The sequence below is a fragment of the Blastococcus sp. SYSU DS1024 genome (assembly GCF_054050795.1).
In genome coordinates, this window is sequence record NZ_JBJHAA010000005.1 from 128,354 (window position 1) to 145,885 (window position 17,532).

Genomic DNA, 17,532 nt, shown 5'->3' on the forward strand with positions numbered 1-17,532 from the left:
GCCGCGCTCCGCGCCGTACCCCGCTGGTGACCGCACCGGTGCGCACGCGCACGGACCGGGGCAGGGACCTTCCGCCCTGCCCCCGCGGCGCCGGGAGGAGCACCGTGGTCATCACCAGCGGCCTCGAGGAGGCGGGATGACCAGCAGGGAGAACGCACGGGAAGGACCGGGGGGCGGACGCGAGCGCCGGACGCCCGATCCGCTGCGGATGACGGAGTTCGAGAAGCGGATCTGCGAGTGGGAGGCGCGGCACGACGTCGCCGCCCGCGGCCACCGGGCCGCCCCCGACATCGTGCAGCACTACTTCGCCCACGAGCGGCTCAGTCAGGCCGCCCGTCCCCGTCCGGCCGGTGCGCCCGCCGGAAGCGCGCGACAGCGCCCCCGGCCGGCCGCCGAGCAGCCGCCGTCACGGGTCGGGGAGCTCTTCCGCCGCCTGGTCCACCGCGGCTGACCGAGGGCGCTGCTCGCCGGGCGTCGCTGCGCGCGGACCGCGCAGGTGCCCGACCGTGACCGGGCCCGCCACGGCGGCGGGCCCGGTCACGGGGGAGCCGCGGCGCCTGCCGGGGACGCGAGGCGGTCTCGTATCGTCCTGCGCCATGCACCCCCCGGCAGCCGTCGACGCGGGCCGTGGCTGGGTGATGGTCGCCGCGGCGTTCGCCGGCATGTTCGTCACGTTCGGGATCGCCTACTCCTTCGGCGCGTTCCTCGAGCCCATGGCGGCGGAGTTCGGCTCCGGTCGTGGCACCACGTCGATCTTCTTCGCCCTGACCTCGCTCACGTACTTCGGCCTCGGGGCGCTCAGCGGTGTCGCGGTGGATCGCTACGGCCCGCGACGGGTGCTGCTCGTCGGCGGGGTCGCCCTCGGGGCCGGGCTGACCGCGACGTCGCAGGCCGGCGAGCTGTGGGTCGGCCTGCTCACCTACGGGCTCGGGGTGGGCATCGGGGTCGCCTGCGCCTACGTCCCGATGGTGGCCGTCGTCAGCGGGTGGTTCGAGCGACGGCGGACCATCGCGGTCGGGGTGGCGGTGACGGGGATCGGCCTGGGGACGCTCGCCGTCGCGCCCCTGGCGGCTGCCCTGATCGGCGAGCTGGGCTGGCGGAACACGCACCTCGTGCTGGGCCTGGCCGGCGCGGTGGTCCTGCTGGCGTGCGCCTCGGTCGTGCGGCGCCCGCCGGTGCAGGCGGGCCCGGCTGCGCTGACGCTGCGCGAGGCCGTCCGGAACCGGGACTACCGACGGTTGTACCTGGCGTCGGGTCTCATGGCCGTCGCGCTGTTCGTGCCCTTCGTGCACCTGCCCGGGTACGCCGAGCAGGCCGGCGTCGACCGGGTCGCGGCGGCGGCGCTGGTCGGGGTGATCGGCGCCGCGAGCACCGCCGGTCGGCTGCTGCTCGGACTGGTCGCCGCGCGGACCGGGACGTTGCGCGCCTTCCAGGGGTGCTTCCTGACGATGGGCGTGAGCTTCGCGCTGTGGGGCGTCGGTGGCGGGTACGGCGTGCTGCTCGCCTTCGCCGTGGTGCTCGGTGTCGGCTACGGGGGTTTCGTCGCGATCGGGCCCGCGGTCGTCGCCGAGCGCTTCGGCACCACCCGCCTGGGCGGGCTGCTGGGAGTGCTCTACACGAGCGCCGGCCTGGGCTCGGCCGTGGGCGCTCCGCTCGCCGGCGCGGCGGTCGATGCCTCCGGCTCCTACACGCCGGTGATCGCCGGGTGCCTCGTCCTGGGGCTGGCCGCCTACCTTGCCGTGCTGGGCGTCGGTCGCACCTGACCGCGGCGGCCGGTCCCGGTCGCCCACCTGCGCCCGGTCGAGCGGGGTGCCGGCCACTCTCACGCCGCGTGGTCGGTGGAGCCGGAGCGCGTAGCCGCCGCGCTGCCTCGCGCCCGGCCCGATTGCGGACCGCGGGGACCACATGTGAGCTGGGTCACGCCTTCGCCGCGCCGTCGCGGAGGTCCCGATGCGCGTCGGCCTGGTGTGGCGCACCGCGGCCGACGATCAGCACGGCTCGCCATGCCCGACCGACCGCGCCCCGGAACCGGAGCGGTGGGTGACCCGGCGTCGCCCCGACCGGCCGGCAGAGACGTCCGCGCCGATCGGCGCGGGTGACCACGGAGGGGACGCGCGCGACGCGGGCCGTCCAGGACGACAGGAGGATCGCGGTGGCAGGGAACAAGGCCGTCCGGTACATGGGACCGGGCAAGGTGGAGATCGCGGACCTGGACTACCCCAAGCTGGAGCTGGAGAGCGGCCCGGGGGTGCACCCGTCCAACGTCGGTCGCAAGACCCCGCACGGCGTCATCCTGAAGACGGTGACCACCAACATCTGCGGCAGCGACCAGCACATGGTGCGCGGGCGCACGACCGCGCCCGAGGGGCTGGTCCTCGGGCACGAGATCACCGGGGAGGTCGTGGAGAAGGGGCCCGACGTCGAGTTCCTCGACGTCGGGGACATCGTCAGCGTGCCGTTCAACATCGCCTGCGGCCGCTGCCGCAACTGCAAGGAGGGCCGGACCGGTCTCTGCCTGACGGTCAACCCCGACCGTCCGGGCTCGGCGTACGGATACGTCGACATGGGCGGGTGGACCGGTGGCCAGGCCGAGTACGTGATGGTCCCGTACGCGGACTTCAACTGCCTGCGCTTCCCCGACCGCGACCAGGCGCTGGAGAAGATCCAGGACCTCACGATGTTGTCCGACATCTTCCCGACCGGTTACCACGGCTGCTACACGGCCGGGGTGACCACCGGGTCGACGGTGTACATCGCCGGCGCCGGCCCCGTGGGACTCGCCGCGGCCGTGTCGGCGCACCTGCTCGGGGCCGCGGTCGTGATCGTGGGTGACCTGATCGAGGACCGGCTGGCCCAGGCACGCAGCTTCGGCTGCGAGACGATCGACGTGTCCAAGGGCGACCCGAAGGACCAGATCGAGCAGATCCTGGGCGAGCCCGAGGTCGACTGCGGCGTCGACGCCGTGGGCTTCGAGGCCCGCGGGCACGGCGCGGGGGCGCAGCAGGAGGCGCCCGCGACCGTGCTGAACTCGCTGATGGAGATCACCCGGGCCGGCGGCGCCCTCGGCATCCCCGGGCTCTACGTCACCGGGGACCCGGGTGCGGCCGACGAGGCGGCGAAGACCGGGTCGCTGTCCATCCGGCTGGGGCTCGGCTGGGCGAAGTCGCACGTCTTCACGACCGGCCAGTGCCCGGTCATGCGGTACAACCGCCAGCTGATGATGGCCATCCTGCACGACAAGGTGCAGATCGCAAAGGCGGTCAACGCCACGGTCATCCCGCTGGAGGACGCGCCGCGCGGCTACACCGAGTTCGACCAGGGCGCGCCCCGCAAGTACGTGCTCGATCCCCACGGCATGGTGGGCGCGGCCGCCTGATCGCGGCCGGTCACAGGTGTCCCCGCACCGCCACGGCCGGCGGTGCGGGGACACCTGGCCACGCCCGCACCTACGCCCCGCGCGGGGAGCGGCGCAGGAAGTCGGCAGCGATCTGGTCGAACGTCGCCCACCGGACGCCGTCGTGCCGGTTGATGTGCTCGATCAGGCGCTCCAGCATGAGCAGCACCTGCGGGCGCCCGGCGACGTCCGGGTGGATGGTCATGGTGAAGACCGCGTAGTCCATCTCCCGGTGCACCCAGTCGAACTGGTCGCGCCACATCTGCTCGATGTCCCGCGGGTTGACGAAGCCGTGGCTGTTGGGGCTGGACTTGATGAACATCATCGGCGGCAGGTCGTCGAGGTACCAGTTGGCCGGGATCTCGACCAGGTCGGTCTCCTCCCCGCGCACGAGCGGCTCCATCCAGCTCTCCGCGGGCGCCGAGTAGTCGATCTTGGTCCACGTGTCGCCCACCCGGACGTAGTAGGGCTCGAAGTCCCGGTGCATGAGCGAGTGGTCGTAGGTGATGCCGCGTTCGAGCAGCAGCTCGTTGGTGACGCCGCTGAACTCCCACCACGGGGCGACGTAGCCGGTGGGTCGCCGCCCGGCCTTCTGCTCGATCAGCTCGATGCAGCGGTCCAGCACCGCCTGCTCCTGCTCCCGGCTCATCGCGATCGGGTTCTCGTGGCTGTAGCCGTGGACACCGATCTCGTGCCCGGCCGCGACGCAGGCGTCGAACTGCTCCGGGAAGGTCTCGATCGAGTGCCCCGGCCAGAAGAACGTCTGGGTGAGGCCGTTGCGCCGGAACAGCTCGAGGATGCGTGGGACGCCGACCTCGCCGGCGAACACACCCCGGGAGATGTCGTCCGGGGAGTCCTCCCCGCCGTACGAGCCCAGCCAGCCGCCCACGGCGTCGATGTCGACACCGAAGGCCACGAAGATCTCCTTGCTCATCGTCGTCGCGCTCCTTCGCGTAGGCCGCCCCGGGCCGGGGCGGTGGCTGTCAGCCGGTCAGGTGCTGGGCCAGGACCCGCTGCGGATCGTCGGGGACGAGGGCGAGCGCCGCCGACAGCAGCAGCCGCCCCTGCCACGGGCTCAGGTCACCGGCGAACACGGCTCCGCCGCGTGCGAGGCGGGCTCCGCCGGCGGCGTAGAGCGGCGCGACGGGGCCCGATGGCACCCGGGAGCACACCAGCACGGGGATCCCGCGGGTCACGAGCTCCTCGGCGGCCTCGGCGATCGCCGGGGGGACGTTGCCGGCGCCGAAGGCCTGCACGACCACTCCCGCGGCGCCGGCGGCCACCGCCGCGTGCAGCAGCGACGCGTCCGCGCCCAGGTAGCAGGCCACGACGTCGACGCGGGGCAGCTCCGAGCGCAGGTCGAGCGGCAGGGGTGGCCGGCGCGCGGGCGTGGCCAGCGGCAGCACCGACTCGCCGGCCAGCCGGATCACGGGTCCGCGGCCGGGGGCCCCGAACGCACCGCTGCGCAGAGTGTCTACCTTGCGCACCCCGCGGGCGGCGAAGGCCAGCCCGTCGAAGCAGAGCAGCGCACCGAGGTCCCGCGCCCCGGGGGAGGCGGCGACGCGCAGCGCATCGGCGAGGTTTGCGGGACCGTCGGGAGCCGGGCTGTCGAACGGGCGCTGAGCCCCGGTGAAGACGATCGGGCGCGGGTCGTCGTGCACGAGGTCGGCGAGGTACGCGGACTCCTCCATGGTGTCGGTGCCCTGGGTGACGACGACGCCGTCCACCCCCTCGGCCAGGCAGCGCCGGGCCTCGGCCACCAGCTCCCGCAGGTCGGACGTCGTGAGCGCGAAGCTGCTGACGGTGCCCAGGTCGCTGGTCGTCACGGTCAGGCCCGCCGGGGGACCGGCCGCGTCGAGCAGTTCGGCCGCGGGGGTGACGGCCGCGAGCCCCTCCGGCCCCTGCCGGCTGGCGATGGTGCCGCCCGTGGCGAGCAGGTGGACACGTGCCACGCGACCTCCGTCCGGGGCTGGAACCGCCATGCGGCGACGACGACCTGCCCCACGTTCCTCCCTCCGCCGCAGGCCGGCGACCGGAGACGCGCGGCGCCGAGCACAGGCGGACGTCGTCGATCCCACCCGCTCGTGGCGGCCGGACCGATGAGAACGGAGGGGGGCGGGGGTCTACCGGTCGTCAGCCACCCGGAACGGCAGGAGTCCCCATGACCAGCACCCCCCTCACCTCGGCGACCTTTCGCACCACGCTCTGGGCGAGCGGCGGGAACAACGTCGCCATCGTGGTGCCCGAGGACGTGGTGCGGAGCTTCGGCCGCGGCACGCGGGTACCCGTGGTCGTCACCGTCGACGGCGGCCACACCTACCGCACGACCATCGCCTCGATGGGCGGCCGGTTCCTCGTGACGTTCAACGCCGCGACCCGCGCGGCCACCGGTCGTGGAGCGGGGGACGACGTCGAGGTGCGGCTCGAGGTCGACGACGCACCGCGCAGCGTGGACGTGCCGCCCGCGCTCGCCGAGGCGTTCGCCGCCGACCCGGCCGCGGCCGCCGCCTGGGCGTCCCTCTCGTACAGCAAGCAGCGGGCGCACGCGGAGTCGGTCTCCGGTGCCCGGACGCCGGAGACGAGCGCCCGTCGCGTCACGAAGGTGCTGGACGCGCTCAGCTGATCCGACCCGCTGGTGGGCGGCGGCGCCCCGCCGCGTCGTCCGGTGCCGGAAGGCGCGGTCCCGCACGCCCGGCCGCTCCGCCCGGGAGTTGGCAGGATGCGGCCATGGCTTCGACGCGGGTACCGGCCGGCGGGGGAGGCACGGCCTTCGTCCTCGGCGGCGGGGGAGTGCTCGGTGCGGCCGAGGTCGGGATGCTCCAGGCCCTCTTCGAGCACGGGGTCCGCCCGGATCTGATCGTGGGCACGTCGGTGGGCGCGATCAACGGTGCGCTCGTCGCGGCCGACCCCACGCCGGCCGCGGTGGACCGGATGCGCGCCGTCTGGGAGGAGCTGGCGTCCGCGGGGGTCCTGTCCGGGTCCGTGCTGGCGCGCGTCGGGACGCTGGTGCGGACGCGTACCCACCTGCACCCGCGGGAGCCGCTGCGCGACCTGCTCACCCGGCACCTGCCGGTCCAGACCTTCGGGGAGCTGGAGGTCCCGTTCCAGTGCGTCGCCGCCAGCATCGAGCGGGCTGCCGAGCACTGGTTCGCCGACGGGCCGCTGGTCCCGGCGGTGCTCGCGTCCTGCGCGGTGCCGGGCCTTCTCCCGCCGGTCGAGCTCGACGGCGAGCACTACCTGGACGGCGGGCTGGTGCACAGCATCCCGGTGGGGCGGGCGGTGGCGCTGGGTGCCGACACGATCTACGTGCTCCACGTCGGGCGGATCGACCGGCCGCTGCGCCCGCCGGCCCGGCCCTGGGAGGTCGCGACGGTGGCGTTCGAGATCGCCCGGCGGCACCGGTTCGCAGCCGACCTCGCCGCCCTGCCACCGGGGGTGAGGCTGCACGTCCTGCCTTCCGGGGAGCAGGCCGAGCCCTCGGCCGGTGACCTGCGGAGCCTGCGGTACCGCGACTTCTCCGGGGTGCGAAAGCGCATCGACCGGGCCCGTGACGCCGCCCGCGAGCACCTGGCGCGGGCCCTCCCCTCCGATGACCGGACGGTCTGACGTGCTGCCACCCCGCCCCGTGCGCCGCCTCGCCGGCCCCCTCCTGCTGGCTGCCCTCCTGGCCGGGATCGTGCTGCTGCCCGTGCTGGTGATCGTGGCGGCGGTCGCCTCGGTGTGGCTCCCCGGCCGCTGGCGGGCGCTGCGCCTGCTGCTCTTCGTGCTGGTGTACGTGGCGCTGCAGGTCGCCGGCCAGGCGGCGGGCGCGGGGCTGTGGGCACTGCGCCGCGCGCGCCTGCTGACCGGATCGGCCTACCGCGCGGCGCACTACACCGTGCTGCGCGTGCTCCTCGACGTGCTCATGCGGGTGGCGCAGCGGATCTTCGCCCTGCGGCTGGTCACCGACGGCGCGTCCTGGTCACCGCTCGACGACGGCCAGCCCGGCTCGACGAACGCCATGATCGTGCTCTCCCGCCATGCGGGGCCGGGGGACTCGCTGCTGCTCGTGCACACCCTGATGAACCGTGACCACCTCCGCCGGCCGCGGATCGTGCTCAAGGACTTCCTCCAGCTGGATCCCCTGGTCGACCTCTACCTCAACCGGCTGCCCAACCACTTCGTCGCGGCCGGTCCGGCGGCGGCCGACACCTCCGTGCGCGCGATCGCGGATCTGGCCCGGGGGCTCGGCGAGGAGGACGCCCTCCTGATCTTCCCCGAGGGGGCGAACTTCACCCCGCAGCGTCGCTCCCGGGCCATCGAGCGGCTGCGCTCCCGGGGGCTGTCCTCGGCGGTCCGCCGGGCCGAGGCGATGCAGCACGTGCTGCCACCGCGGCCGGCCGGCGTCGCCGCCGCGCTCCAGGCGGCTCCGCACGCGGACGTCGTCTTCGTCGCGCACACCGGGCTGGAGCACCTGAACACGGTGCGGGACCTGTGGCGGGGCCTGCCCATGGACAAGACGCTGCACCTGCGCTGGTGGTTCGTCCCGGCCACCGACGTGCCCCGGGAGGCGACCGAGCAGGTCGACTGGCTGTACCACTGGTGGGAGGGGATCGACGCGTGGATCGACGCCACCCGGTCCCGGGAAGCGGCGCAGGGCGGCGGTGAGCTGACGCCCCGCGGGCGGTCCGGTGCGGCAACGAGGCGCAACGCTGGCGGCGCCTGACCATCGCATCCGTGCCGCGGGCCGGCCACGTCACCGCACTGGGGCGAGGCACTCCCGGCCGGTCCCCGCCATGCTGCTGGCAGCATGGCGGGGTGCGCGCCATGGTCGTCGACGCTGTCCGAGCACAGCCCCGGGTGCGGGAGGTGGCGGTGCCCACCGCGCCGACGAACGGGGTGGTCGTGCGTGTGATGGCCACCGGGCTGTGCCGCAGTGATTGGCACGCCTGGGCAGGGCACGACGACATCGCCTTCCCGCACGTGCCGGGGCATGAGCTCGCCGGTGTGGTGGTGGAGCTCGGTGCCGGTGTCCGTCGCTGGCGGACCGGTGACCGGGTCACCGTGCCGTTCGTCTGCGGCTGCGGCCGGTGCGCGTGGTGCCGGGCCGGGGAGGCCCAGGTCTGCCCCGATCAGCAGCAGCCCGGCTTCACCCACTGGGGATCGTTCGCCGAGTACGTGACCCTGCACGCCGCGGACACCAACCTCGTCGCCATTCCCGAGCAGGTGGGCTTCACGGCTGCGGCTAGCCTCGGCTGTCGGTTCGCCACCGCGTACCGGGCCCTGGTGGGCCGTGCGCGGGTCCGCGACGGAGAGTGGGTGACGGTGCTCGGGGCCGGCGGCCTGGGCCTCAGTGCGGTCATGATCGCCCGTGCGCTGGGAGGCCGGGTGATCGCGGTGGACCGCAATCCCGAGGCGCTCGAGGTCGCCTCCGCTCTGGGCGCGGAGCACACCCTGCGGGCGGATGGCATCGACGTCCCGGCCGTGGTCGGTGACCTGACCGGTGGCGGCAGCCACATCGCGATCGACGCCGTGGGCAGCGAGGCGACCTGTGCCGATGCCGTCCTCGCCCTGCGCCGTCGGGGCCGGCACGTCCAGGTCGGGCTGCTCCCGCCCGTCGGCGGGCACCCTCGGGTCCCGATGGAGCGGGTGATCGGCTGGGAGCTCGACCTGCTCGGCAGCCACGGGATGGCGGCGGCCGACTACCCGGGGATGCTGGCCCTCATCGAGCAGGGCGCGCTCGACCCCGAGCGGCTGGTGGAACGCACGATCGGACTGGACGAGGCGGCTGCGCTGCTCCCCGGGTTCGACCGCGCGACGGTGGCCGGCATGACCATGGTGGATCCGTCTCGCTGAACCAGGACCGGGGCCCTGCCCTGCCGCCGCACCCGTCCGCGAACCATGTCGACGTTCTCGTCGGCCACGCGGGACGAGCGCCCGGATCGCGAGGCGGATGCCCAGCCCGTCGGCGGGGACACGGCGGGGCCCGCGGTCACGGCGATGCGCGACCACGGGCCCCTGCGGGGCAACGGCTCAGATGAGCCGGGGGTCACCCACCTCGGCGGCCGACGCCGGTAGCCCGTTGGCCTCCAGGATCTCCACCAGCGTGCCGTCCTCGCGCATCTGCGCGATGTGGTCGTCGATCGCGGTGGCCAGGGCGTCGTTGCTCGGGTCGAGGAGCAGGCTGGTCTGCGACGGCTCCTCGGTGGCGGGAACGCGCGGGTCCTGCTCGAGCACGGCGATCTGGAAGTCAGTGCCCTCGGTCGACTGCGCTGCCGCGCCGTAGCCGTCGAGCCCGATGTCGAGCCGGCCGGCGGTGAGGTCCTGCGCGAGGCTCAGCGAGTCGGGGTAGGTGCGGAAGCTGGAGCCGAGCAGCTCCCGCAGCGCGTCGACCCAGAGGTAGCCCTCCACGGTGCCCACGGTCCTACCCATGAGGTCGTCCACGGTGGAGACGCCGTCCGTCGACATGACGGTCAGCTCGTCGAGGTAGACCGGGGCGCTGAGGGTGACGACCTCGCCGCGCGCCGCCGTCCGGTAGAAGCCGCCCACCGCGACGTCCACGCGACCGGTCTCCACGGCCGGTACCGCGGTGGCGTAGGTGTAGGGCGCGTACTCGATCGTCAGGCACTCGTCGGCGGCGATCTCCCGGAGGATGTCGCTGTCGATGCCCTGGGCCTCTCCGTCCTCCTCGAAGGAGTACGGCGGGGTGTTGGTGAGGGCGACGGTGAGCACGCCCTCCTCGACGGTCTCGAGCTCGTACGCGGGTTCGCAGTCGGCCGCCACCTCGTTGGTGGTGGACTCCGAGCCGCAGGCCACGAGGGCCACGGCGGAACCCAGGGCGATGACGGCGGCGCTCAGGCGGTGCGTCTTCACGGTGTCCTCCTCAGGACGATCGGGCCCGACGGCAGGAGAGCCGTCGCGCTGCGGTGCGGTGGAGCTCGGTGCGGGTGGAGCCGGTGGTGCGGTCAGAGGTGGCGGGACAGCCGCCGTTCGGTGCGGTTGGTCAGCCAGCCGGCGGGGATGGTCACGGCCAGGTAGAGGAGGCCGGCCAGCAGCAGGACGTCGAGATAGCGGAACGTGGCGGCGCCGATCGAGTACGCCTGGCTGAGCAGCTCGACGACCGAGATCGTGAACGTGAGGGAGGTGGCCTGGAAGATCAGGATCGCGAAGCCCATCAGGGACGGGAGGGCGATCCGCACCCCTTGCGGGACGACGACGAACCGCAGCGTGTCCCGGCGGGACATGCTCAGGGCGCCGGCCGCCTCGATCTCCCCGGCCGGCACCGCCTGCAGCCCGGCGCGGAGGATCTCGCTGGTGTAGCCGGCGGTCGTGAGGGACAGCGCCGCCACCGCTGAGACGAAGGCGGTCAGCGACAACCCGGCCGAGGGGAGCCCGTAGTAGACGAACTGCAGCATGACCAGCGCGGGCGTCCCGCGGCCGATCTCGACCAGCCCGATCGCCGTCCACCGGACCGGCCGCGACGCGGCCGAGCTGAGCAGCGCGAGGAGCAGACCGAGGGGCACGCCGATGGTCAGGCTGACCAGGGTGAGCTGGACGCTGGTACCCAGGCCCTCGAGCAGCCGGGGCAGCCACTCGCCCCACGAGGTGAACAGGCCGTTCATCGCGCGACCCTCGCCCGGAGCCGGGCGTCGAGGCCGCGGGAGAGCCAGGCCAGCGGCGCGCTGAGCAGGATGTAGATCGCCGCGGCCACGAAGAAGGGCGTCAGCCCCGATCCCATCGAACGCGCCGTCTGCGTGGCGCGGAACAGGATCTCGGTGACACCGATGGCCGACACGATCGTGGAGTCCTTGAGCAGGCTGATCGCGTAGGTGGTGACGGCGGGGAGCGAGACGCGGAACGCCTGCGGCGTGACGACGCGGACCATGAGGTCGGTCCGGCCCATGCCGAGCGCGGAGGCGGCTTCCCACTGGCCGCGGTGGACCGCCGAGAGCCCGCCGCGGTAGATCTCGGCCAGGTAGCCGGCGGAGATGATCCCGAGGCCGATGATGCCCGCCTCGATCGGCTCCAGCCGGATCAGGTCCCGGCCCAGGCCGAAGAAGATGAGGAAGAGCCACACGACCGGGGGGATGCCGCGGACGACGTCGATGATCGCCCGGCCCAGCCACCGCACCGGGGCCACCCGCGAGCGGCGGGCGGCGGCCAGGGGCACCGCGAGCACGGCGCCGAGCGCGAAGGCCAGGACCGTGACCAGGAGGGTGACCGGCACGCCCAGCAGCACTGCCTGGAGGACGTCCATCAGCGGTCGACCACCGCGCTGAGGAAACGGCGGGCGCGCTCCGTGGCCGGCGACCGGAGCACCTGCTCCGGGGTGCCCTCCTCGATGACCGCACCATCGGCCATGACGACCACCCGGTCGGCGACGTCGGCCGCGAAGTGGATCTCGTGGGTGACGACGACCATGGTCATGCCCTCGGCGGCCAGCTCCCGCATGACCGCGAGGACCTCCAGGCCGAGCTCGGGATCGAGCGCGGAGGTGGGCTCGTCGAAGAGCATCACCTCCGGGTCCAGGGCCAGGGCCCGGGCGATGGCGACCCGCTGCTGCTGGCCGCCGGAGCAGCGGGAAGGGTAGGTGTCGGCCTTGGCGCCGAGCCCGACGCGCTCGAGGAGCTGCCGGGAGCGCTCGTCGGCCTCGGCGCGGCTGCGGCCGAGCACCCGCTCCTGCGGCAGCGAGACGTTGCGCAGCACGGTCATGTGCGGGAACAGGTTGAACGACTGGAAGACCATGCCCACGCTGCGTCGCAGGGCGGCGAGGTCGCGGTTGGAGACCCCGGCGCCCGGCTCGACCGCGCGCCCGACGACCTCGACCCGGCCGGAGTCGGCCCGCTCGAGCAGGTTGATGCAGCGCAGCAGCGTGCTCTTGCCGGAGCCGCTCGGGCCGATGATGGCCACCACCTCGCCCCGGGCCACCTCCAGGGAGACGTCCTTCACGACGACGAGGTCGCCGAACTGCTTGTGGATGCGGTCGAGGACGACGGCGGGGCCTGACCCGCCCGCTCGCTCGGTGGTGGTCACGCCGCAACCTCCACGGCCTCGAGCACGACGTCGCGCACGGTGTCCACGTCGTCGTCGGTCATCGCGGTCGACAGGGCGAGCAGGCCGTTGGTGCCGGCCAGCACCCCGCGCTCGTAGAGCCGCCACCAGGTCGCGCCCGGGTCGGGGAGCAGCAGCCGGACCAGGGAGCCCGAGCCGCTGACCGGCACACCGCGGGCGGCCAACTGCTCGCGCAGCCGGTCGCCGCGGGCGTTGAGAGCCGCCACCTCGGCCGTGCCGAACAACCGAAGGGTCGCCGTCCCGGTGCGCATGGTCACGGGGTTGGCGCTGAAGGTGCCGCCCCAGCTGACCGCGCCGTCGGAGAGCGGGCTGAACGCGTCGAGCACCTCCCGGCGCCCACCCACCCCGCCGACGGGGAAGCCGCCCCCGATGACCTTCCCGACGGTGACCAGGTCGGGCTCGATGCCGTAGCGGCTGTGCAGCCCCCCTACCTCGAGGCGCAGGGTGATGACCTCGTCGACGACCAGCAGGGCCCCCGACCGGCCGGTCAGGGAGGCGACCAGCTCGACGAAGGCCGGATCCGCCGGGCGCAGACCGGCCCGGTTGGGCATGAGGTCGATCAGGACGGCGGCGACCTCGGTGCCCCGCGCCCGCATCAGCTCCGCCAGGGCCTCGCCGTCGCCCTGCGGCAGCGTCACCACCGACCCGGCCACGCTGCCCGGCACCCCGGGTGCGCTCGGGTCGACGACGGCGTCGTAGGTGCCGTGGTAGCTGCCGTCGAAGCGGACGACCAGGTCGCGGCCGGTGGCCGCCCGAGCACCGCGGAGGGCCATCATCACGGCCTCGGTGCCGGAGTTGCAGAACCGCCAGCTGGCCAGGCCGGTGCGGGCGCTCAGCAGCTCGGCGCAGACCACCTCGGACTCCGTCGGCAGACCGAAGGCGGAGCCGGCGGCGACCGCCTCGGTGGCCACCGCCACCAGCTCGGGGTGGGCGTGGCCGTGGATGAGCGCCGTGTAGTTGTTGTTGCAGTCCACGACCTCGTGGCCGGTGGCGTCGGTGACGACGCAACCGCGACCGGACACCGCGTACGGCGGGTGCGGCGGCACGAAGAGCGTGCTGCGGGTGTTGCCGCCCGGCATCACGCGGCGGGCGCGGTCCCGGAGCTCGGCGACCGTCACGGTGCCTCCTCGGTTGGTGGTGGGGTGGACGGGGGTCAGCCGACGACGGTGCGGCTCTGCTCGCGCATGAAGCCGGGCAGGTACCAGGGGCCCAGGCCGCCCTTGCCGGAGGAGCCGCTGGCCTTCCAGCCGCAGAAGGACTGGATGCCGGGCCAGGCGCCGGTGGTGGCGCCCGCGCGCCGGTTGACGTAGACGACGCCGGCCTCGATCTCGTCGAGGAAGCGCTCCTTCTCCTCCTCCCGGCCGGTGAAGATCCCGGCCGAGAGGCCGTAGTCGACGGCGTTGGCCTCGGCGATCGCGGCGTCGAACCCGTCGACGGCGGTGACCGTGACGAACGGCGCGAACAGCTCCTCGCGGGTCAGCGGGTGGCCCGGTGGCAGGTCCGTGACGACCGTCGGGCGGTAGAAGTTGCCGCCCAGCTCCTCGGCCTTGCCGCCGGTGACGACCCGGCCGTCCCGGGCGGCCGCGGTCAGGGCGTCGTCGATCCGGCGGGCGACCGCGTCGTCGGCGACCGGTCCCATGCCGGTGCGCGGGTCCGCGGGGTCCCCGACGACGATCGCCTCGGCCGCGGCGGCCAGCTTCTCGACCAGTTCGTCGGCGACGCTCCGGTCGACGACGACGCGGCGGCACGCGCTGCACTTCTGGCCGGACAGGCCGAAGGCGGAGCGGGCGATGCCGGCGGCGGCGTCGTCGAGGTCGGCGGTGGCGGTCACGAGCGCCGGGTTGCTGCCACCCATCTCGGCCAGCACCGGCCGGGCGTAGGCGCCCTCGCCCAGTTCGCGGACCAGCTGCCAGCCGACCGCCGCCGACCCGGTGAAGGCGATCCCGTCGACAGCGGCCCGGGCCAGCTCCCGGCCGGTGTCCGCGCCGCCGTGGACCACGTTGAGCACCCCCGCGGGGAGCGCGGCGCCGAGGATCTCCCAGGCGAGGGCGGTGGAGCGCGGCGTCTTGTCGGACGGCTTGGCCACCACGGTGTTGCCGGTGACCAGGGCGGCCGCCGCCATGTTGACCGCGAGGGCCACCGGGAAGTTGAACGGCGCGATGACGGCGAAGACGCCGAAGGGGCGCAGGACGTCGGTGTTGTTCTCACCCGGCGCCGACCGCAGCGGGGTGACGAAGCCGCCGTTGCGCTCCATCTCGGCGCAGTAGTGCTCGACGAGGTCGACGGCCTCCTGCGCCTCGGCCAGGGCCTCCAGCCGCGTCTTGCCCGTCTCGGCCGAGACGATCCCGGCGATCTCCGCGGTGCGCTCGGCGAAGCCGGCTTTCGCCTGCCGCAGCGCGGCGATGCGGTCGGCCGGGGAGGTGGTCCGCCAGCCGCGGGTCGCGGCGCGTGCGGCGGCCACCGCGTCGGCGACCACGGCGGCGTCGGCGGTGCGGGCCGTGGAGACGACCGTCCCCGGGGCGGAGGGGTCCTCGCGGGTGAACGTCGTCCCGCGCTCGTCGGGGGCGCCGCCGATGACGTGCGCGAGGACGGCGCCGCCCTTCCGGGCCTCGGCGAGAGCGGCCTCGAAGCGTGCGTCGAGCGCGGCGTCGCCCAGGTCGGTCGATGCGTAGTCGAGCTTGGTGGTCACCGGGTCTCCAATCGGTGGACGTCGGTCAGGGGGAGGTCAGGGGCCGTCGAGAGGTGCGGCAGGACCGCAGCCCGCGGTGGAGAGCCGGGCCGGGTCCCAGCCGGGGTCGGTCTCGGCGAAGGTGGGGGAGGTCGCGCCCACGAGCGCCTCGGCGGCCACCCGGCCGATGGCCGGCGCCAGCTGGATGCCGTTGCCTCCACCACCGAGGGCGCAGACGACGTCGGCTCGTGCCGGGTGCACCCCGACGATGGGCCGGTGGTCCGGGGTCATCGGGTAGATGCCGGTCCAGCTCCGGCCGATCGCCGCGCCATCGGTGTCGACGAGGCGCTCGGTCAGGCGCTCGATCAACTCCTCGACGAAGGAGTCCGGCACCCGGCCCAGCGGCACGTCAGGGGACACCGACTCGGCGATCGCCTCCTCCACGTGCAGGCCCGCGATCAGCTGGTCGGGGCGCTCGGACCGGAAGTACACGCCCGCCAGGCCGGAGCCGGGCACGTAGTCCATGACGAACGGCAGCGGAGGGGTGATCGGCTCGGCCAGCTCGATGGTCACCGCGCCGTGCAGCTGCGGCACCAGCGGCACCGGTGCCCCGAGCAGCTCGCCGACCACTCCGGCCCAGGGGCCGGCGGCGTTGACCACCACGTCGACCTCGACCGTCTCGCGAGGGGTGCGCAGCCGCCAGCCGGTGGATCGCGGGTCCGCGCCGACCACCGGGCTGTTGACCAGCACCCGCCCGCCCCGCTCCCGCACCAGCCGGGCGGCGAGCGTGCAGTACTCGTAACCGTCGATGTGCCCGTCGGAGGGGCCGAAGAGTCCACCGGCGAGGTCGTCGACCACCAGGTGCGGCCACCGCCGGGCGATCTCGGCCGACGTCAGCACCGCGGCGTCGGGCACGCCCGCCGCGTGCTGCCGCGCGACGCTCTGCCCGTAGGCCGCCATGTCGGCGTCGCTGCGGGCGGTGCGCAGGTAACCGCCGCGGACGAAGGTGAGGCCGTGATCGCGTTCCATCCGGTCGTAGAAGCGCCGGCCGTGCGCCCGGACCGCGATGTCGGCCGTGTCCACGTACTGGGTCTCGACCATGCCGACGGACAGCCCGGAGGACCCGTCGCCGGGGTGGCCGGCGTCGAGGACGACGACGTCGCGGACCCCGTGGTCCTGCAGCTCCGTGGCCGCGGCCAGGCCGCACACCCCGGCGCCGACCACGGCGACTCGGACATCACTCACGACGGGCTCCTCAGGGCTGGGCGACGGGCTCTCCGACGGCGACCGGTCGTCTGTGGACGGCGCGGTGACGCGAGGGGGCGGCGGGCCGGATCGTCGGCCGGCCGTTCCGAGGGGGTGCGGTGGGGTAAACCTATAGCGCTGTCGGTTTTAGTCAACGGCCGTCGGCCCGGCATTTACCGAAACGTGTCCTGACGGTCTCCGGCCGTGTGCCGGGGCCCGGGAGAGGGTTGGCTGCAGGCATGAGCGTTCGCGAGGCGGAAGACCGCAGGTACGGGTCCGTGAGGGTGCTCGGCTCCCCGGAGGGCGGCCGCTATCCCTGCGGCAACTCCCTGCTGATCTCAGGGTCCGAGGTGACCGTCCTGGTCGATCCGTCCCTCGAGGTGTCGCGCCGGGGGACGGCCACCGGTCCGGTCGACCTGGTCGCGGTCAGCCACGGGCACGAGGACCACGTCTCCGGGCTGCACGTCTTCCCCGACGTGCCCGCGCTGGCGCATCCGGCGGATGCGCCCGCGGTCCGCGACCCGGAGGTGCTCCTCGCCGGGTTCGGCATGGCGGCCCCCCAGGCGGAGGAGTTCCGGGCGAGCCTGAGCGGCACGTTCGCCTTCACCGGGCACGCGGACGTCCGCCCGGTCACCGACGGCGACGTCATCGACCTGGGGGGCCGGACCCTCACCGTCGTCCACCTGCCGGGGCATACCGCGGGACACTGCGGCTTCCTCGTCGAGCCCGACGGCTTCCTCTTCACCGGGGACATCGACCTGACGTCGTTCGGCCCCTACTACGGCGACCTCGGTAGCGACCTCGACGCGTACGAGGCCTCGCTGGCGCGGCTCCGGGACGTGGAGGCCCGCTGGTACGGCACCGGGCACCAGCAGGGGGTCCTCGAGGGTCGGGCGGCGTTCCTGGCCCGGCTGGATGCCTTCGCCTCGGTCATCCGCCGCCGCGAGGAGACGCTGCTCGCGATGCTGTCCGAGCCCCTGACCGTGGCGGACGTCGTCGCCCGGCGATTGGTGTACCGGTCGCACGTCCACCTGCCCTTCGTGGCGGCGGTCGAGCGCCGGACGGCGGAACTGCACCTCGACCGGCTGCTCAGGTCCGGCCTGGTCCGGGAGGACGACGGTGTCTTCCAAGCCGTCTAGTTCCATCCTTCCGGGCCCGGTCCGGCCCGGCCGGC

At 74.1% G+C, this 17,532-nt stretch carries 17 protein-coding genes; 8 read left to right on the forward strand and 9 right to left on the reverse strand.

Going from position 1 to position 17,532, the window contains the following annotated elements; genetic code table 11:
• The first annotated feature begins 136 nt into the window (after window positions 1–136).
• From ACI79S_RS06770 to fdhA, 3 genes are all read left to right on the forward strand, one after another.
• Window positions 137–451, forward strand: a complete 315-nt coding sequence (locus ACI79S_RS06770; protein WP_456592673.1) for a hypothetical protein — start codon at window positions 137–139, stop codon at window positions 449–451.
• Between the two features lie 145 nt (window positions 452–596).
• Window positions 597–1,763, forward strand: a complete 1,167-nt coding sequence (locus ACI79S_RS06775) for an MFS transporter (protein ID WP_456592674.1) — start codon at window positions 597–599, stop codon at window positions 1,761–1,763.
• Between the two features lie 389 nt (window positions 1,764–2,152).
• Window positions 2,153–3,376: a formaldehyde dehydrogenase, glutathione-independent gene (gene fdhA / locus ACI79S_RS06780; protein WP_456592675.1), complete on the forward strand. Its 1,224-nt coding sequence runs from the start codon at window positions 2,153–2,155 to the stop codon at window positions 3,374–3,376.
• Window positions 3,377–3,446: 70 nt separating this feature from the next.
• Here the strand turns inward: fdhA and ACI79S_RS06785 are convergent, their stop codons facing one another.
• Both ACI79S_RS06785 and ACI79S_RS06790 read right to left on the reverse strand, forming a co-directional pair.
• Complete coding sequence (locus ACI79S_RS06785) at window positions 3,447–4,328, reverse strand: polysaccharide deacetylase family protein (RefSeq protein ID WP_456592676.1); 882 nt, start codon at window positions 4,326–4,328, stop codon at window positions 3,447–3,449.
• A gap of 49 nt (window positions 4,329–4,377) precedes the next feature.
• On the reverse strand, window positions 4,378–5,346 hold the full coding sequence (locus ACI79S_RS06790; protein ID WP_456592677.1) for an asparaginase: 969 nt from the start codon (window positions 5,344–5,346) through the stop codon (window positions 4,378–4,380).
• A gap of 209 nt (window positions 5,347–5,555) precedes the next feature.
• On the opposite strand from ACI79S_RS06790, the gene ACI79S_RS06795 reads away from it, so the two are divergent.
• The 4 genes from ACI79S_RS06795 to ACI79S_RS06810 all read left to right on the forward strand — a co-directional run bounded on the left by ACI79S_RS06795 (window position 5,556) and on the right by ACI79S_RS06810 (window position 9,229).
• Window positions 5,556–6,017, forward strand: a complete 462-nt coding sequence (locus ACI79S_RS06795) for a YdeI/OmpD-associated family protein (RefSeq protein ID WP_456592678.1) — start codon at window positions 5,556–5,558, stop codon at window positions 6,015–6,017.
• Between the two features lie 104 nt (window positions 6,018–6,121).
• The gene (locus ACI79S_RS06800) at window positions 6,122–7,000 is read left to right on the forward strand and encodes a patatin-like phospholipase family protein (RefSeq protein WP_456592679.1); all 879 of its coding nucleotides are present in this window, start codon (window positions 6,122–6,124) and stop codon (window positions 6,998–7,000) included.
• Window positions 6,984–8,099: a 1-acyl-sn-glycerol-3-phosphate acyltransferase gene (locus ACI79S_RS06805; protein ID WP_456592680.1), complete on the forward strand. Its 1,116-nt coding sequence runs from the start codon at window positions 6,984–6,986 to the stop codon at window positions 8,097–8,099. Before ACI79S_RS06800 ends, ACI79S_RS06805 begins: the two co-directional genes overlap by 17 nt.
• A gap of 101 nt (window positions 8,100–8,200) precedes the next feature.
• Complete coding sequence (locus ACI79S_RS06810; protein ID WP_456592681.1) at window positions 8,201–9,229, forward strand: zinc-dependent alcohol dehydrogenase family protein; 1,029 nt, start codon at window positions 8,201–8,203, stop codon at window positions 9,227–9,229.
• A gap of 177 nt (window positions 9,230–9,406) precedes the next feature.
• Here ACI79S_RS06810 and ACI79S_RS06815 read toward each other — a convergent pair whose 3' ends face one another.
• From ACI79S_RS06815 to ACI79S_RS06845, 7 genes are all read right to left on the reverse strand, one after another.
• A complete protein-coding gene (locus ACI79S_RS06815) occupies window positions 9,407–10,246 on the reverse strand; it encodes a substrate-binding periplasmic protein (RefSeq protein ID WP_456592682.1) in 840 nt (279 codons plus the stop codon).
• 92 nt (window positions 10,247–10,338) lie between these two features.
• The gene (locus tag ACI79S_RS06820) at window positions 10,339–10,995 is read right to left on the reverse strand and encodes an amino acid ABC transporter permease (RefSeq protein ID WP_456592683.1); all 657 of its coding nucleotides are present in this window, start codon (window positions 10,993–10,995) and stop codon (window positions 10,339–10,341) included.
• Window positions 10,992–11,630 (reverse strand): amino acid ABC transporter permease, encoded by a 639-nt coding sequence (locus ACI79S_RS06825; protein WP_456592684.1) that lies wholly within the window; start codon window positions 11,628–11,630, stop codon window positions 10,992–10,994. The genes ACI79S_RS06820 and ACI79S_RS06825 overlap by 4 nt, the downstream gene beginning before the upstream one ends.
• Window positions 11,630–12,406, reverse strand: coding sequence for an amino acid ABC transporter ATP-binding protein (locus tag ACI79S_RS06830; RefSeq protein ID WP_456592685.1), 777 nt, complete (start codon window positions 12,404–12,406; stop codon window positions 11,630–11,632). Before ACI79S_RS06830 ends, ACI79S_RS06825 begins: the two co-directional genes overlap by 1 nt.
• Window positions 12,403–13,563 carry an aminotransferase class III-fold pyridoxal phosphate-dependent enzyme gene (locus tag ACI79S_RS06835; RefSeq protein WP_456592686.1) on the reverse strand — a complete coding sequence of 387 codons (1,161 nt, stop codon included), beginning with the start codon at window positions 13,561–13,563 and terminating at the stop codon, window positions 12,403–12,405. Before ACI79S_RS06835 ends, ACI79S_RS06830 begins: the two co-directional genes overlap by 4 nt.
• A gap of 35 nt (window positions 13,564–13,598) precedes the next feature.
• Window positions 13,599–15,134 carry an aldehyde dehydrogenase family protein gene (locus ACI79S_RS06840; protein WP_456592687.1) on the reverse strand — a complete coding sequence of 512 codons (1,536 nt, stop codon included), beginning with the start codon at window positions 15,132–15,134 and terminating at the stop codon, window positions 13,599–13,601.
• Window positions 15,135–15,170: 36 nt separating this feature from the next.
• Window positions 15,171–16,358, reverse strand: coding sequence for an NAD(P)/FAD-dependent oxidoreductase (locus tag ACI79S_RS06845; RefSeq protein WP_456592688.1), 1,188 nt, complete (start codon window positions 16,356–16,358; stop codon window positions 15,171–15,173).
• A gap of 239 nt (window positions 16,359–16,597) precedes the next feature.
• Between ACI79S_RS06845 and ACI79S_RS06850 the strand changes: the two genes are divergently transcribed.
• Complete coding sequence (locus ACI79S_RS06850; RefSeq protein ID WP_456592689.1) at window positions 16,598–17,497, forward strand: MBL fold metallo-hydrolase; 900 nt, start codon at window positions 16,598–16,600, stop codon at window positions 17,495–17,497.
• The last annotated feature ends 35 nt before the right edge of the window (window positions 17,498–17,532 follow it).

Excerpts from the sequence above, each read along its gene's own strand:
- ACI79S_RS06770 (WP_456592673.1), top strand. The coding sequence starts at position 137 with ATGACCAGCAGGGAGAACGCACGGGAAGGACCGGGGGGCGGACGCGAG.
- ACI79S_RS06775 (WP_456592674.1), top strand. The coding sequence starts at position 597 with ATGCACCCCCCGGCAGCCGTCGACGCGGGCCGTGGCTGGGTGATGGTC.
- ACI79S_RS06785 (WP_456592676.1), bottom strand. The coding sequence starts at position 4,328 with ATGAGCAAGGAGATCTTCGTGGCCTTCGGTGTCGACATCGACGCCGTG.
- ACI79S_RS06795 (WP_456592678.1), top strand. The coding sequence starts at position 5,556 with ATGACCAGCACCCCCCTCACCTCGGCGACCTTTCGCACCACGCTCTGG.
- ACI79S_RS06800 (WP_456592679.1), top strand. The coding sequence starts at position 6,122 with ATGGCTTCGACGCGGGTACCGGCCGGCGGGGGAGGCACGGCCTTCGTC.
- ACI79S_RS06805 (WP_456592680.1), top strand. The coding sequence starts at position 6,984 with ATGACCGGACGGTCTGACGTGCTGCCACCCCGCCCCGTGCGCCGCCTC.
- ACI79S_RS06810 (WP_456592681.1), top strand. The coding sequence starts at position 8,201 with ATGGTCGTCGACGCTGTCCGAGCACAGCCCCGGGTGCGGGAGGTGGCG.
- ACI79S_RS06820 (WP_456592683.1), bottom strand. The coding sequence starts at position 10,995 with ATGAACGGCCTGTTCACCTCGTGGGGCGAGTGGCTGCCCCGGCTGCTC.
- ACI79S_RS06825 (WP_456592684.1), bottom strand. The coding sequence starts at position 11,630 with ATGGACGTCCTCCAGGCAGTGCTGCTGGGCGTGCCGGTCACCCTCCTG.
- ACI79S_RS06850 (WP_456592689.1), top strand. The coding sequence starts at position 16,598 with ATGAGCGTTCGCGAGGCGGAAGACCGCAGGTACGGGTCCGTGAGGGTG.